The sequence below is a fragment of the Rhizobium sp. GW821-FHT14E12 genome (assembly GCF_058803745.1).
Map to the genome: position 1 here is coordinate 854,672 of NZ_JBXAPH010000001.1, position 15,292 is coordinate 869,963.

12 protein-coding genes are annotated in these 15,292 nt (G+C 59.7%); 3 read left to right on the top strand and 9 right to left on the bottom strand.

The window, feature by feature from the left end:
* Nucleotides 1-158: 158 nt before the first annotated feature.
* Both tdh and AC1RO0_RS04210 read right to left on the bottom strand, forming a co-directional pair.
* A complete protein-coding gene (gene tdh / locus AC1RO0_RS04205; RefSeq protein ID WP_174052052.1) occupies nt 159-1,196 on the bottom strand; it encodes an L-threonine 3-dehydrogenase in 1,038 nt (345 codons plus the stop codon).
* A gap of 21 nt (nt 1,197-1,217) precedes the next feature.
* Nucleotides 1,218-2,405 (bottom strand): glycine C-acetyltransferase, encoded by a 1,188-nt coding sequence (locus AC1RO0_RS04210; protein WP_498591677.1) that lies wholly within the window; start codon nt 2,403-2,405, stop codon nt 1,218-1,220.
* Nucleotides 2,406-2,668: 263 nt separating this feature from the next.
* Here AC1RO0_RS04210 and AC1RO0_RS04215 point away from each other — a divergent pair, with 263 nt between their 5' ends.
* Nucleotides 2,669-3,439 (top strand): SDR family oxidoreductase, encoded by a 771-nt coding sequence (locus AC1RO0_RS04215; protein ID WP_498591678.1) that lies wholly within the window; start codon nt 2,669-2,671, stop codon nt 3,437-3,439.
* 20 nt (nt 3,440-3,459) lie between these two features.
* On the opposite strand, the gene recQ is transcribed toward AC1RO0_RS04215, so the two are convergent.
* Both recQ and dnaG read right to left on the bottom strand, forming a co-directional pair.
* On the bottom strand, nt 3,460-5,340 hold the full coding sequence (recQ, locus tag AC1RO0_RS04220; protein WP_498591679.1) for a DNA helicase RecQ: 1,881 nt from the start codon (nt 5,338-5,340) through the stop codon (nt 3,460-3,462).
* 7 nt (nt 5,341-5,347) lie between these two features.
* The gene (dnaG, locus tag AC1RO0_RS04225; protein ID WP_498591680.1) at nt 5,348-7,342 is read right to left on the bottom strand and encodes a DNA primase; all 1,995 of its coding nucleotides are present in this window, start codon (nt 7,340-7,342) and stop codon (nt 5,348-5,350) included.
* Between the two features lie 223 nt (nt 7,343-7,565).
* Here dnaG and AC1RO0_RS04230 point away from each other — a divergent pair, with 223 nt between their 5' ends.
* Nucleotides 7,566-8,147: a hypothetical protein gene (locus AC1RO0_RS04230; protein WP_498591681.1), complete on the top strand. Its 582-nt coding sequence runs from the start codon at nt 7,566-7,568 to the stop codon at nt 8,145-8,147.
* Between the two features lie 241 nt (nt 8,148-8,388).
* Here the strand turns inward: AC1RO0_RS04230 and AC1RO0_RS04235 are convergent, their stop codons facing one another.
* Nucleotides 8,389-8,841: a GatB/YqeY domain-containing protein gene (locus tag AC1RO0_RS04235; RefSeq protein ID WP_498591682.1), complete on the bottom strand. Its 453-nt coding sequence runs from the start codon at nt 8,839-8,841 to the stop codon at nt 8,389-8,391.
* Between the two features lie 308 nt (nt 8,842-9,149).
* On the opposite strand from AC1RO0_RS04235, the gene carA reads away from it, so the two are divergent.
* Nucleotides 9,150-10,358, top strand: a complete 1,209-nt coding sequence (gene carA / locus AC1RO0_RS04240; protein ID WP_498591683.1) for a glutamine-hydrolyzing carbamoyl-phosphate synthase small subunit — start codon at nt 9,150-9,152, stop codon at nt 10,356-10,358.
* Between the two features lie 92 nt (nt 10,359-10,450).
* Here carA and AC1RO0_RS04245 read toward each other — a convergent pair whose 3' ends face one another.
* The 4 genes from AC1RO0_RS04245 to ypfJ form a co-directional block, all read right to left on the bottom strand.
* Nucleotides 10,451-11,023, bottom strand: coding sequence for an EVE domain-containing protein (locus tag AC1RO0_RS04245; protein WP_498591684.1), 573 nt, complete (start codon nt 11,021-11,023; stop codon nt 10,451-10,453).
* 98 nt (nt 11,024-11,121) lie between these two features.
* The gene (locus AC1RO0_RS04250) at nt 11,122-12,519 is read right to left on the bottom strand and encodes an MATE family efflux transporter (RefSeq protein ID WP_498591685.1); all 1,398 of its coding nucleotides are present in this window, start codon (nt 12,517-12,519) and stop codon (nt 11,122-11,124) included.
* A gap of 148 nt (nt 12,520-12,667) precedes the next feature.
* Nucleotides 12,668-13,924 carry a TCR/Tet family MFS transporter gene (locus tag AC1RO0_RS04255; protein WP_498591686.1) on the bottom strand — a complete coding sequence of 419 codons (1,257 nt, stop codon included), beginning with the start codon at nt 13,922-13,924 and terminating at the stop codon, nt 12,668-12,670.
* Nucleotides 13,925-14,239: 315 nt separating this feature from the next.
* Nucleotides 14,240-15,172, bottom strand: coding sequence for a KPN_02809 family neutral zinc metallopeptidase (ypfJ, locus tag AC1RO0_RS04260; protein ID WP_498591687.1), 933 nt, complete (start codon nt 15,170-15,172; stop codon nt 14,240-14,242).
* Nucleotides 15,173-15,292 lie beyond the last annotated feature (120 nt).

Genomic DNA, 15,292 nt, shown 5'->3' on the forward strand with positions numbered 1-15,292 from the left:
TAAAATCGTGAAAAAGCCTTATCCACAGGCTCCGCACGCCGGAAACAATTGTTCCCCGTATTTAGGAAGTCCCCGCACGATGACAAGAGCAGCCTTGTCAAACGCTTTCATTTCCGCAGTTTGCGGGCAATACTGATGCCATCAGGTCACAAATAGGTTCAAAACCAGTCCATTACCACCTTGCCGGAGTTGCCGGAACGCATCGCTTCGAACCCATCGCGGAAATCATCGATGCCGATACGGTGGGTAATGACCGGCGAGACGTCGAGTCCCCCCTGAACGAAGGCAATCATCTTGTACCAGGTCTCGAACATTTCGCGGCCATAGATGCCTTTCAGGTTCAGCATCTTGAAGATCACCTTGTTCCAGTCGATCTCGAAGCCGGCGGGCGCGATGCCGAGAATGGCGATCTTGCCGCCATTGTTCATCTTGTCGATCATGTCGCGGAAGGCGGGAGCAGCACCCGACATTTCCAGACCAACGTCAAAACCTTCGGTCATGCCGATCGACTTCATCACATCGGCAAGATTTTCCTTCGAGGCGTCGACGACATGGTCGATACCAAGCTTATGGGCAAGCGCCAGACGGTTCGGATTGATATCGGTGATGACAACCTTGCGCGCGCCGGAGCGCTTGGCGACCATGGCGCCCATGATACCGATCGGACCGGCACCGGTGACCAGCACGTCCTCGCCGACCAGATCGAAGGACAGTGCCGTGTGCACCGCGTTACCGAAGGGATCGAAAATCGCCGCCACTTCATCCGGAATATCGTCGGGGATCGGCACGACGTTGGATTCGGGAATGCAGACAAATTCGCCGAAGGAGCCCGGGCGGTTGACGCCGACGCCGAGCGTGTTGCGACAAAGATGCCCTCTGCCCGCCCGGCAATTGCGACACTTGCCGCAGACGATATGCCCTTCGCCGGAGACGCGTTCGCCGACATGATATTTCGTCACCGCCGAACCGACCTCGGCAATCTCGCCGCAAAATTCATGGCCGACAACCATCGGCACAGGAATGGTCTTTTGCGCCCATTGGTCCCAGTTCCAGATATGCACATCGGTGCCGCAGATCGCCGACTTCCTGACCCGAATGAGAACATCGTTCGGCCCGACCTCTGGAACCGGAACATGCTCCATCCATAGTCCGACTTCAGGCTTCGATTTAACCAGCGCCTTCATCATGTTCGACATGATCTGTCGTCTCCAACCGATTCAAATGATTCCGAGTTCCCGTCCCGCCTCGGCGAAAGCGGCAATCGCCCGCTCCACATCAGCGTGCGAATGCGCCGCCGACATCTGCGTGCGGATACGCGCCTGCCCCTTCGGCACAACGGGGAAGGAAAAGCCGATGACATAGACGCCCTTTTTTAGCATCAGTGCCGCCATCTCCTGCGCCACCTTGGCATCGCCGAGCATGACGGGAATGATCGGATGGTCGGCGCCGGCAAGCGTAAAGCCGAGCTTGGTCATTTCGCTGCGGAAGAACTCGGCATTGCCACGGAGCCGGTTTCGCAGGACGTCGCCGTTGTCGATGAGGTCGAAAACCCTAAGCGAGGCAGCCGCAATGACCGGCGCCAGCGTATTGGAAAAGAGATAGGGGCGCGAGCGCTGCCGCAGCCAGTCGACGATCTCGGCCTTCGCGGCGGTGTAGCCACCTGATGCTCCGCCGAGAGCCTTGCCGAGCGTGCCGGTAATGATGTCGATCCGGCCCTCGACGCCACAATATTCCGCCGATCCACGGCCGTGCTTACCAACAAAGCCGACCGCATGGCTGTCATCGACCATGACCATGGCGCCATATTTCTCGGCAAGATCGCAGACGCCGCCGAGATTGGCGATGATGCCGTCCATGGAGAAGACGCCGTCGGTGGCAATCAGCTTGAAGCGGCTGCCCTCAGCCTTCTTCAGCTCTTCCTCCAACGCCGCCATATCATTGTTGGCATAGCGAAACCGCTTCGCCTTGGAGAGCCGCACACCGTCGATGATCGAGGCATGGTTGAGAGCATCGGAGATGATCGCATCCTCCTCCGACAGCAGCGTCTCGAACAGCCCACCATTGGCGTCAAAGCACGACGAATAAAGGATCGTATCCTCCATGCCGAGAAAAGCCGAGATCCGCGCCTCGAGCTGCTTGTGCTCCTCCTGCGTGCCGCAGATGAAGCGCACCGAGGCCATCCCGTAGCCGTAGCGATCGAGCGCCTTTTTCCCGGCCTCGGCCAGTTCCTCATTGTCGGCGAGACCAAGATAGTTGTTGGCGCAGAAATTCAACACCCGCGCACCGCCGGCAACGGCAATCTCGCCGGCTTGCTTGGAGGTGATGACGCGTTCGGACTTGTACAGCCCCGCATCTTTCAGGCCGGCGAGTTCCGTACGCAAGTGAGATATGAACGCAGAGGTCATGGTCGCATTCCGATGCTGGTCACAGTGCCTAACTGCCCAAGAAATAACACAGGATTAGGCCTCTTGCTGCATCCAGCAGCGGCAAAAATGCGTAGCGTCGTGGCGCTGGCACGATACGGGGCAAGTTCGATATTATCTGTCGAACCGAGCGAAAAACACGCAAGTTCTCTGCCTTGCCCCGCCAATTGCTATTGCAAAAATTACTTGACTGAGTCCACTATTTTGCTGCAAGTCGATGTCGATCTCAGCAGAAAGGGAGAGCCATGAACATATTTCACAGATTCTCCCTCGCGGGCCGGGTCGCACTCGTCACCGGCGGTGGACGCGGCCTCGGATTTGAAATGGCAAAGGCGCTTGCCGATGCGGGAGCGCATGTCATCGTCAATGGACGCACGGCTGCGACGTTGAACAACGCCGTGGACACCATTCGAGCAACGGGCGGCATGGCCGAAGCCGCCGCTTTCGACATTGCCGACCGCGAGGCGCAGCGCGGGGCGATGGCGGATATCGAGAAAAATCATGGTCGACTCGATATATTGATCAACAATGTCGGCGCCCGCGACAGGCGCCAGCTGGCCGATTTCGATGACGAGGCGATCCTCGCTTTGCTCAACACGGATCTCGCCGCCTCGATCATGCTTTCGCGCGATGCCGCCCGCCTGATGAAACAGCGTAATCATGGACGCCTGATCTCGGTCACCTCGATCAGCGGCCAGGTCGTCATGCCCGGCGACTGTGTTTACCCCGCAGCGAAACAAGGGTTGACCGGCCTGATGCGTGGCATGGCCGTGGAATTCGGCCCGTATGGCATCACCAGCAATGCCATCGCCCCGGGCTGGTTCGCAACGGAAACGAATGCGACGATGGCCGCGAATGAAGAGCTCATCCCGTTCGTGCGCCAGCGCATTCCGGTTCAACGCTGGGGGCGGCCGGAGGAGATCGCGGGCGCCGCCCTGTTTCTGGCCAGCGACGCAGCCTCCTTCGTCAACGGCCATGTCCTGACCGTCGATGGCGGCATGACCGTCAGAATGTGAACAGGTGTAGCACCCGAATATCACCGGCCAGTGAAATTCTTGATGACCTTCAAAAACGCATCCCCATAGCGTTCCAGCTTCGCCTGCCCGACGCCTGAAATCCCGAGCAGAGCGTTGCGGCTCGTCGGCTGCTCCGTCGCAAAGGCGATCAGCGTCGTATCCGGGAAAACGACATAGGGCGGCACGCCGAGCTCCTTGGCGATTTTCGTGCGTTCTGCTCTCAGCGCGTCGAACAGCGGCTGTGCCTCGCCCGAGAGGCTCGACTGCCGCTTTTCCATTCGCGCCGCCTTCTTCGCCCCGCGCCTTGCTTCCGGACGATCCTTGCGGAAGAAGACCTGACGTTCGTGCTTGAACACGGCCCTTGCCTCCGCCTCCAGCTTCATCGCGCCAAAGGCGGTGTGATCGACGCTGATAAAGCCGTTTGCCAGCAATTGCCGGAAGACGGATTGCCAGGTGCGGGAGGGAATATCCTTGCCGGCCCCGAAGACCGGCATATTCACATGGCCGAAGCGCTCGGTCTTTTCATTGACCGTGCCTATCAGCACATCGATGACATGGCCGGTGCCGAAGCGTTCGCCGGTGCGATAGACGGCGGCCAGAGCCTTGATCGCCGCTTCCGTCCCGTCCCAGGTCTCGACCGGCTTCAAGCAAGTATCGCAATTGCCGCAACCGCCGCCATGGGCCTCGCCGAAATGCGCCAGGATCGCCTGCCGCCGGCAGCCGGCCGTCTCGCAGACCGCAAGCAACGCATTGAGCTTGGCGCGTTCGACGCGCTTGATCTCGTCCGCCGCGTTGCCCTCATCGATCATTCGCCCCCGCTGGATGACGTCAGCCATGCCGTAGGCCATCCAGACCTCGGAAGGCAGTCCATCGCGTCCGGCGCGGCCTGTCTCTTGATAGTAGGCTTCGATGGAGCCGGGCAGATCGAGATGAGCGACATAGCGCACATTCGGCTTATCGATGCCCATGCCGAAGGCAACCGTCGCCACCAGGCAAAGATCTTCTTCCTTTAGAAACGCGTCCTGATTGGCATCACGAACCGAGCGGTCCATGCCGGCATGATAGGCAAGCGCGCGAACGCCCTGCCCGTTCAGCCATTCCGCGGTATCTTCGACCTTGGCCCGCGACAGGCAATAGACAATGCCGCTATCGCCACGATGACCATCGAGAAAGCGCAGCAATTGCTGGCGCGGCTGGTCGCGCTCGACAATCTCGTAGGCGATATTCGGCCGATCGAAGCTGGTGGTGAAAACCTTGGCGTTATCGAGCCCCAGCCGCTCGATGATATCGTCGCGCGTATGCGGATCGGCCGTTGCCGTCAGTGCGATGCGCGGCACATTGGGAAAGAGTTCCGCAAGCTTGCCGAGGTCGCGATATTCCGGCCGGAAGTCATGTCCCCATTGCGAGACGCAATGCGCCTCGTCGATCGCAAACAGGGCAATCTTCGCCCTGGCGATCATCTGCTGAAACCCATCGGTCAGAATGCGCTCGGGCGTGACATAGAGCATATCGAGCGTGCCGCTGGAGACAGCGCGATAGATATCGCTCGCTTCCTCACGCGACAAAGATGAATTCAATGCCGCCGCGCGGATGCCGAGCTGCTTCATCGCCTCGACCTGATCGCGCATCAGGGCGATCAGCGGCGAGACGACGATGCCGATGCCATCGCGGCAAAGCGCCGGAATCTGGAAGCACAGCGACTTGCCGGCACCTGTCGGAAACAGCACCACTGCATCGCCGCCGGCCACAACATGCTCGACCACCTGCTGCTGCTTGCCGCGAAAGGCGGAATAGCCATAGACCCGCTTGAGGATGTCGAGCGGTGCCGCAGCGGAACTGCGATCCGCAAACAGCGCATTGTCGGCGGAAAACCGCGGTTCCTGTCTATCCGGCTGTGACATCTATCCCCTACTTCCCTGCGGGCCCTTTGATACGGCCGGAAAGCACCCCGAAGCCGTCGATAATCGCTTCCTGGTTTTCCAGCCGCAAGGCTTCGAGCTGCACTTCCTGCAAAGCGCGCATCAACTGTTCAATGAGTTCGCCGTCGCCCTCTTCCGTCGCCTCGGCAACGGCGCGCTCCAGCTCGATCTTATGCCAACGCAGCGCCTTCGAGCGCTTATGGAGCGCGAGCGCCTGGCGGTAGCCCTCGCGCGCATCCTCCATTGCCGCTTCCTCGGTCGCCGTCCAGAGACGGGCATTGCGCACCTGCTGGTCGAGGGTCTTCAGCAAAGCGGCGAAACCCTGTTCTTCCAGCTGTTCGAGCAACCGCTCTCGGCTCAGCTGCTGAGCCGGTATGGTCGCGGCAGCGCCGAGCATGGCAGACCATAGGCGCTGCAATTCGCGGCTCTCGTAGTCGATCGCGGCGATCTCGTCGTATTCATCCTGCAACAGCAACGGATGATTGACGATGGTCACCGCCAGCACGCTTTCGCGCAGGCCGGGAATATCCTGATGGCCCTTGATCATGCCCGAACGCATCAAACGATCAGACGCCTTCGTGCTGACCGCCACCGGTCGATTACCGCCCTGTCCACCACGCCCCCCGAAGGAACGACCGTTGCCGTCGCGGGAAAAACCGCGCCCCTGTTGATTGTCGTTGCGCCGGAACAGCGGCTGGAACAGGCCGTTCAAACGGTCGCGAATATCCTGCTGATAGTGACGGCGGACATTCTCGTCGGCGATAACCGAAACCATCTGCTTCAGCCGCGCTTCAAGCTCGGCGCGCGCCTCCGGTGTGTCGAAGGTGCCGTTGCTGGTTTCGCGGCTCCAGATCATCTCCGCCAGCGGCTTTGCCTGCGCCAGCACCTTATCGAAGGGCGCACGGCCATCATGGCGGACGAGATCGTCCGGATCCTTGCCGTCAGGTAGAAGCGCGAAACGGACCGTTCGGCCGGGCTTGATATGCGGCAGCGCCAAGTCGGCGGCACGATTGGCGGCGCGGATACCGGCACCATCACCATCGAAGCAGAGCATCGGCTGCGGCGTCATCTTCCAAAGGAGTTCAAGCTGGCTCTCTGTCAGCGCCGTGCCGAGCGGCGCGACGGCATTCTCCACGCCTGCCTGATGCAGCGCGATGACGTCCATATAGCCTTCGACGGCGATGATCGTCCCTGAGCCATCATTCCCCTGGGCAGCACGCCGCGCGCGGGTGAAATTGTAGAGCACGTTGCCCTTGTGAAAGAGCTCGGTCTCGTTGGAATTGAGATATTTCGCCGGTGCGTCCGGCGACATCGCCCGGCCGCCGAAGGCGATGACCTTTTCGCGCGAAGACAGGATCGGGAACATGATGCGATCACGGAAGCGATCGTAGGAGACGGGAATATCCGGGCCATGCACCACCAGACCGCAGGCTTCGATCTGTTCTTTGGCAACATCCTTGCTGGACAGAAATTCCTTCAGCGCATTGCGGCTATCAGGTGAATAGCCCAGACGGAAGGTATCGATGGTGCGGCCGGTCAGGCCGCGATCGCGCAGATAGGCACGCGCCCTCGCCCCGTTTGCCGTCTGTAGCTGATCCTGAAAGAACTGCGTCGCCATCTCCATGACGTCGAGCAGCGATGTCCGTTCCTTTTCGCGCTTCGCTTCCATGGGATCGGCGATCGGCATGGGAACGCCGGCCATATCGGCAATTTGCTGCACGGCTTCCGGAAAGCTCAGCCCCTCCAGATCGGTCAGGAAGCGGAAATGATCGCCGGTGACGCCGCAGCCGAAGCAATGGTAACGGCCCTTGCGGTCCTCGCAGTGGAAGCTCGGTGACTTTTCACCATGGAACGGGCAGCAGGCCCAATAGTCGCCGCGCGGCACATTGGTCTTGCGCCGATCCCACGTCACACGGCGGCCGATCACGTCCGAAATGGGAACGCGGTCGCGAATCTCATCGAGAAACGTATTGGAAAATCGCATAATTACCTCTGGCTTGCCCCCTTATAAGCAGGAACAGCGCGCATTGCCACGAGGAACCCTTCACCACGCCCGCTATTCACAGCCCCTCGTGCATAGGTCAACAATCAACCACTCCGATCACAAGACCGTGATTGCAGTGGCGTTGTTAATGTTCCCGCACCCTCCTGAAAAGCGATTTTGACATCATTGACGACAGAAACCGCCACGACTCCCCGCAGCTTTTATGTGCATCTGGAAGGCTGCTTCTCCGCAAAAGGAAAATGATGAAAAAGCAAATACTTGCCCACCACTCCAGCTAACAACAGGAGAGTGCGACAACACCCGCCGCAACCATTGGCCGAAGATCGAGGCGCGCGCGATCTTCCCGCTTGGTGGCACATTTGCGGCATGGTTCGTAAGTCAAACATTATTTTTTTGTAATTTGATTGTTCATGTGCAGCGCAATAGCTTCCATCTCACAGGACGAGACAAGCCGGCGAACAACATGGTTCGCGACGCGACATGCCTAGACGTCCCGACGAACAGGAAGCCACAGGTACAGGTTTTCAGTTTAGGAGATGAAATGCGCGTTCTGCTGGTACCCTTTGCCGCCGCCGCTCTCTTCGCCACAGCTAACTATAGCTCGGCAACGATGACGGATGGCGCAGCACCTGTGGCAGCCACGAACGTACTCTATACGGATGCTGGCTACCAGCTTCCTGTCGATATGAAAGTGCCGGCTCTCAAGGCCGGTGTCAAAGTTCAGATATCCTGGCTGGAATCGCAAGACATGAATTTGCAACAGCAGGTTAGGATCACCAGATAAGATTTAACCGATCCCCAGGTGAGGCACCATCCCTACCCCCGGCGCCGCCTCACCTGGGTGCCTTTGCAATAGACGTTTGATTTTTGGGCCCCACCCTGCGTCATCAAACGGCTGCAAAGCGCAAGAAGGCAGGAGCTCCCCCAGCTCCTGCCTTCTCTATTTTCAGCCTATGTCGATGCAGTACGCCGAGAATCGGACATCGTTTTGGCCGCGCCAGAGCGCGGCCTCGAACAGATAAAATTTACTTCAACAGATCCTTGAGGATCGCCGAAGCCTTGGCGAAATCCATCTGCCCGGCATAGCGTTCGCGCAGCGCCGCAACACACTTGCCCATGTCCTTCAGGCCCTGGGCGCCGAGCTCGGCCACGACGGCCGCGCAAATCTCGCGAACCTTTTCTTCGGAGAGCTGTTCCGGCATGAAGCCCTGTATCACCGTGATTTCCTCACGCTCCTTCTGAGCCAGCTCCGGACGGTCGCCATCGGTATACATCTTCACCGACTCTTCGCGCTGCTTGATCATCTTGGCGAGCAGCTGCAGGATCTCGTCGTCGCTTGCCTGTTCCTTGGCCAAGCCGCGATTGGCGATGTCCTTGTCCTTGATGGCGGCCAGGATCAGGCGCACGGTCGAAAGCCTCGCCGCATCCTTGGCCCTCATGGCATCCTTCTGGGCGTTGGAAAGCGTTTCGCGGATCATGTCTTTAACTCCCTAAGCAGGCCGGCGCCGATCGCCCGGCCTCTCATTTCATGTTGCCAGTCTCATAGACCATGAGCGGCGATCAATGCAATTGCATGCCCGCGGCCAAAACTCGGCGAATTCCCTGGCAGGAAACGAAAACGGCGCATTGACCGGCACGCCTTGTTTGGTTATGTCCAACACCTGCACATTAGATCGATATTAAGGTCTCAAGCCGCGACGCATGTCGCTGGCTGCAATCTGCGACAAACATGGCGGAAGCCCCCGGTCTTTTCAAGGCCGCGCATGACGCCGGAAACGGGATGACAATGACCGCCACAGCTCCATGGACAATTGAAAAGCCGAGTGCCCTGCTCGTTCTCGCCGACGGCACCGTGATCGAAGGCAAGGGCATCGGCGCGACCGGCAAGGTCCAGGCCGAAGTCTGCTTCAACACGGCGCTAACAGGTTATGAGGAGATCCTGACCGACCCCTCCTATCTCGGCCAGATCGTTACCTTCACCTTCCCTCACATCGGCAATGTCGGCACCAACGAGGAAGACGTCGAGGACCTGACGCCCGCCGCCCGGCACGGCGCCGTCGGCGTCATCTTCAAGGCCGATGTCACCGATCCTTCGAACTATCGCGCCGCCAAGCATCTAGACCAGTGGCTGAAGGCCCGCGGCATCATCGGCATGTACGGCATCGACACCCGCGCGCTGACCGCCTGGATCCGTGAAAACGGCATGCCCAACGGCGTCATCGCCCACGACCCGAACGGCGTCTTCGACATCGACCAGCTGAAGGCGGACGCCAAGGCCTGGAGCGGCCTGGAAGGTCTCGACCTCGCCAAGGTCGCCACCTCCGGCCAGTCGTCGCAATGGTCGCAGACGCCCTGGATCTGGAACGAAGGCTATGGCGAGCTGAAGGCTGCCGACGCCAAGTATCACGTCGTCTGCCTCGACTACGGCGTGAAGCGCAATATCCTGCGCCTCTTTGCCGGCCTCGACTGCAAGGTCACCGTGCTGTCGGCAACGGCATCCACCGACGACGTGCTGGCGCTGAAGCCGGACGGCATCTTCCTATCGAACGGTCCCGGCGATCCGGCTGCGACCGGTGAATACGCCGTTCCCGTCATCCAGGATCTGCTGAAGACGGATATCCCGCTGTTCGGCATCTGCCTCGGCCACCAGATGCTCGGCCTCGCGCTCGGCGCCAAGACCGCGAAGATGCATCAGGGCCATCACGGCGCCAACCATCCGGTCAAGGATCACACGACGGGCAAGGTCGAGATCGTCTCGATGAACCATGGCTTCGCGGTCGACGCGAGCACGCTGCCGGAAGGCATTGAAGAGACTCACGTTTCGCTCTTCGACGGCACCAATTGCGGCCTGCGCGTTTCCGGCAAGCCGGTCTTCTCCGTGCAGCACCACCCGGAAGCCTCCCCCGGCCCGCAGGATAGCCACTACCTCTTCCGCCGCTTCGTCAATCTGGTGCGTGAGAAGAAGGGCGAGCCCGCCTTGGCCGAGCGCGCATAAGCAGCGTCCCCATTACCATCAGACAAAAGAAAAGCCCTGGATTGATCGTCAATCCGGGGCTTTTGTCTTTAAGAGTTCGCGATATCGGTTGATCAGGCCTGCAAGCGGCGGCGCCTGACCTCTTCAAGTTCGCTCGTGAGAATTTCCTGCAGGAACTCGAAATCGGACTCACCGAAGGGAACCAGGCCGAATCTCAGCCTGTAACCCCAGTTCTTGTCCTGGGTGAAATCCAGCCAATCCAGCAAAGGGCGGATCGGTTGTTCGGGCACATCAAGCCAGTCGACATCACGGCGATACGCCTTGCCGCATGCCATCTCGCCTTGATAGGGCTCGCCGTCGCGGACATATCCGATCGCCGTGAAGCTTTTAAAGCCGTCCTTGTCGCCCATGGCCACCGACGGAGAATAATAAACGACGCCGTCGCCCGGCTTGATCCGCTTCAGCGGCCCCTGCTTGCCATGATTGACCTGCATGAAACCATGTGTGCGCCCGTAGCGGACATGTGCGGCGCAGGCAACGGCCAACCAGTACGACCTTGCTTTCGGTTCCTCGCGTCGAGGCGAAGCATCGGAATGTGCGAGCATATGCACGACGGTACCGTGGTTCAGAAGTCCATCCAGCGGGAAAAGCGTGGCCTCGCTGTGAGCGCTTGCTTTGTATGTCATGGTCGTCTCCCATCAAATTGGTATGACGCCAATATACGGGATCATGCTGCCAATATCTGTCAGCAGTCTTTCTGACGAAACGCGAAAAATCGGCGGGCTCAGCCCGCCAATTTCTCCGAACGGACCAGAACGTAGAACCGTACGCAAAGCATTGCCGCGGCCGAGGCGAGCCCCAGGAGGAAGCCGACCCATATGCCGACACCACCGAAGCCGAGCGGGAAGGCAAGCAGCCAGGCCAGGAAGAAACCGATCGGCCAATAGGCGATCAACGCCAGGATCATCGGCACGCGCGCATCCTTCAAACCGCGCAGCAAGCCGCTGGCGATCGCCTGCAGACCATCGACCAACTGGAACAGGCCCGCAACGACGATCAGCGGCGCAGCATAGGCAAGCACTTGCGGTGCTTCGGCCGAGGTCACGTCGAGGAACCAGCTTCCGAACCACATCGGCATGGTGGCGAACAGAATACTGCCAAACAGCGAGATGCAGCTTGAAACGATGAGCACGACGATCGCCGCCCGCGTCAGACCGAGGCGATCCCCCTGCCCATGCGCAACGCCGACCCGAACGGTCGCCGCCTGGCTGAGGCCGAGCGGGATCATAAAGGCGATCGACGCCCATTGCAGCGCGATGCCGTGGGCGGCAAGCTCGATCGTGCCGATCTGGCCCATCAGCAGCGACGCCGCCGTGAACAGGCTGACCTCGGCCAGAACCGTGATGCTGATCGGAAAGCCGAGGCGAACCACGTCCCACAATGCGTGCCAATCCGGACGCCAAAGGCGAACGAAGATCTCATAGCGACGCGTCTTTTCGCGGCTCTGAACGAAGGCGACGATGAACAGGAAGCCCGCCGTCTGCACCGCCACCGACACGATGGCGGCGCCGTGCAGCCCGAGCGCCGGCATGCCGAAATGACCGAGCACCAGGCCGTAGGCAAGTATGGCGTTCATCACCAGCATGGCGATGGTGACATAGAGAATGACGCGGGCCATACCGATCGCACTCACCAGCGCGCGGATGACGTTATAAAGCAGCCCCGGCAGCACGGCGTAATGGCCGATGGCGATATATTCGCTGGCAAGCCTCGCCACATCCGGCTTCTGCCCGGCGGCCAGAAGGATCTGCTCGGAATAAAAGAAGGCCGGCTGCGTCAACAGCCAAAAGGCGGTGACGACCCAGATGCCCATGCGCAGCGCCCGGCGCACCGACGTGACATCGCCCTGGCCATAGCCCTGCGCCACCAGAGGCACGACAGCAATGGAAAAACCGGAACCGAAAATCTGGATGGTGAACAGGAACTGGGCGGCCAGAACCATGGCGGCCAGTTGCTCGGCGCCGAGACGGCCAACGATCATCACATCCGTGGTGTTGATGCCAAGCTGCGCCAACTGCGCACCGATCAGCGGTATGCCGAGCGCCAGCGTGGCGCGAACATGCGCAGACCACGAATTGTCATTGTCATGCGCGAACGGGCGCGCAGTTGCCGGCATATCCATCTTGAAAACTCGATTTTAAAAGACGCGCGGACCACTCCTACCCGAGGGGCGCGAACCCGTCGCCTTAGCGCAACTTCAGCGAAAAAGCCAGTTGGCAAAGCCAAGATGCTAAAGAATTCATCAGATCATCAAAATATCTGATGATTATTTAAGCCACTTCCTGAGCGGCCGGTTCCACCACGGCTTTCGGCGCGGCCTTGCGCACCTTGGCGACAAAGACGGCCACCGCAGCCAAGGTCAGGGCCACTGCCATGATGAAGGGTGCGCCGGCAAAAGTGACAGGCGCTTCCGGCGCAGTGAAATAGCGGAAGAGATACGGGAAGAGCAGCGGCCCGATGATCGCGGAAATGCTGGTCAGGCTGCCAAGCGCACCTTGCAACTCGCCCTGCGCCGATGGCGGTACCTTGCTGGCGGCGATGGACCGCAACGGCGCATCCGCCACATTCTCGATGACGGTGAAGACGATGACGGCATAGACCATCCAGCCATGCCAGGCGGAGGCATAACCCATGAGGCCGATGCCGGAGAAAGTCATTCCCAGCAATGCGGTCCTCCACTCACCAAGCACTGGCACGAGCCGCGGCATAACCAAGCCGATGGTGATCGCGGCTCCAATACCGTAGACACCAAGCGAAAGGCCGATCTGCCCCTCGCTCCAGCCGTAGCGATAGGAGGAGATGAAAGCCCATACGGCCGGATAGACGCCGTGCGCCAGCCAATTGAGGAACATGACGACACAAATCCAGCCGACGCCGGAATAGTGCCGCATCTGCCGAAGCGCACCCAAGGGATTGGCGCGCGAAAGCTGGAAAGGACGGCGGTTCTTTGCGTCCAGCGTTTCCGGCAGCAGAAAATAGGCGCAGACGAAATTCAGGAAGGCCACCACAGCAGCCCCATAAAAGGGCACACGCGGGCCGAACTCCCCGAGAAAGCCGCCGATGACAGGCCCGAGCACGAAACCGACGCCGAAGGCCATGCCGATCAAGCCAAAATTCTTGGCACGGTTCTCGTCATTGCTGATGTCGGCGATATAGGCGGAGCAGGTCGAGAAACTCGCGCCACTGATGCCCGCCAGAATGCGGCCGACGAACAATACCCAATAGGTGCCCGCGATGGCACAGATGAGATTGTCGATCGCGAAGGTCAGCACCGAGGCGAGCAAGAGCGGGCGACGACCGAAACGATCACTCAGATTGCCGATCAACGGTGAGAACAGGAACTGCATGCCGGCATAGGCAAGCAGCAGCCAACCGCCTTCAGTCGCAGCCTCGCTGATCGAAGCACCCGTCAGCTCCTCAAGATATTTCGGCATGACCGGCATGATGATGGCAAGGCCGATGACATCGAGGAAAAGAATGAGGAAGACGAGGAACAGGCCTCGGCGTGCAAATTTCTGGTCGATCATGGAGTTTGCCTTTTGGCGGCCCCATCCCCATGAAGAGACAGAACGAGAACGAAAATCAGTGAGTTCCCAATACTTGAAGATTTTGCGCGAAACAATCCGTGAACGCTTCAATCTTTCTGATTTATCGACCGATTTTTTTTGATCTCTTACGCTTGGAACGCCCGTTGCTCCCCAGGCATCCGCCGTCGCTCCAGCCTCAAAAATCGACCAGGCTCCAAGCACAGTAAGCGCGTTAAGATGAGGCAAGAACCATCCCGGTGCCCCTTCTTTCCGCCCCTTCGATAAAACGAGGAGCGGGAAGAAGAGATTGAGAACTCAGACCGGATTGTTCAGCGTATCGCAGTCGCTGAGCTTACCGGAATCGAAGCCCTGCTTGAACCATTTCATGCGCTGCGCGGACGTGCCGTGGTTGAAGCTGTCGGGAACGACATAGCCCTGGCTGCGCTTTTGCAGCGTATCGTCGCCGATCTGCTGCGCGGCATTCAGCGCCTCTTCGAGGTCGCCCTGCTGCAGAATGCCCTTCTGCTGGGTGAACTTGCCCCAGATACCGGCAAAGCAATCGGCTTGCAGCTCGATACGCACCGACATCTTGTTGGCATCCACCTCGTTCATGGTCTGGCGGGCCTGATTGAACCTCGGCAGGATGCCGAGCTGGTCCTGAACATGATGGCCGACTTCGTGCGCAATGACATAGGCCTGCGCGAAATCGCCGGATGCACCGAACTGGTCCTTCATCTGCTGAAAGAAGGCCATATCGAGGTAGACCTTCTGGTCACTCGGGCAATAGAAAGGCCCGGTTGCCGCCGAGGCCGTGCCGCAGGCGGACGGGAAACTGCCCGAGAACAGCACCAGCTTCGGATCGGTGTAGGTCTGGCCCATGGACTTGAAGATGCCGGTCCAGGTGTCCTCGGTATCGGCGAGCACCGTGGCAACGAATTGCTTCATCTCGTCATTGGCGGGCACGGCAGTGCCGCCACTATTGTCGCTCTGCTGATAGCCGGACCCGGAAGTGGAGCCGCCGGTCAGGGCGCCGCTCTGCTGCAGCAGGCCGATGACATCAACACCCATGGCTCTCAGCACCAGGAAAATCACCACCAGGACAATGATAGTGCGGAAACTCAATCCGCCGCCACCTAAACCGCCACCGGGAAAGCGAAACCCGCCGCCGCCAAGAGGACCGCCTCCCGTCGGCGAGGAACCGCGTTCGTCCTCGATATTGTCGGATTGCCGACGTCCCTTCCAGTCCATGGTGCACCTCCGGGCGATACGTTGAATCGATACTCTTTCATACAACTTATATATCGAGGAAGGTACGCAACGCCAGTTCTCCGTGAGAGCATTCTCAAATCAAATGCCGACGCCTCCTTA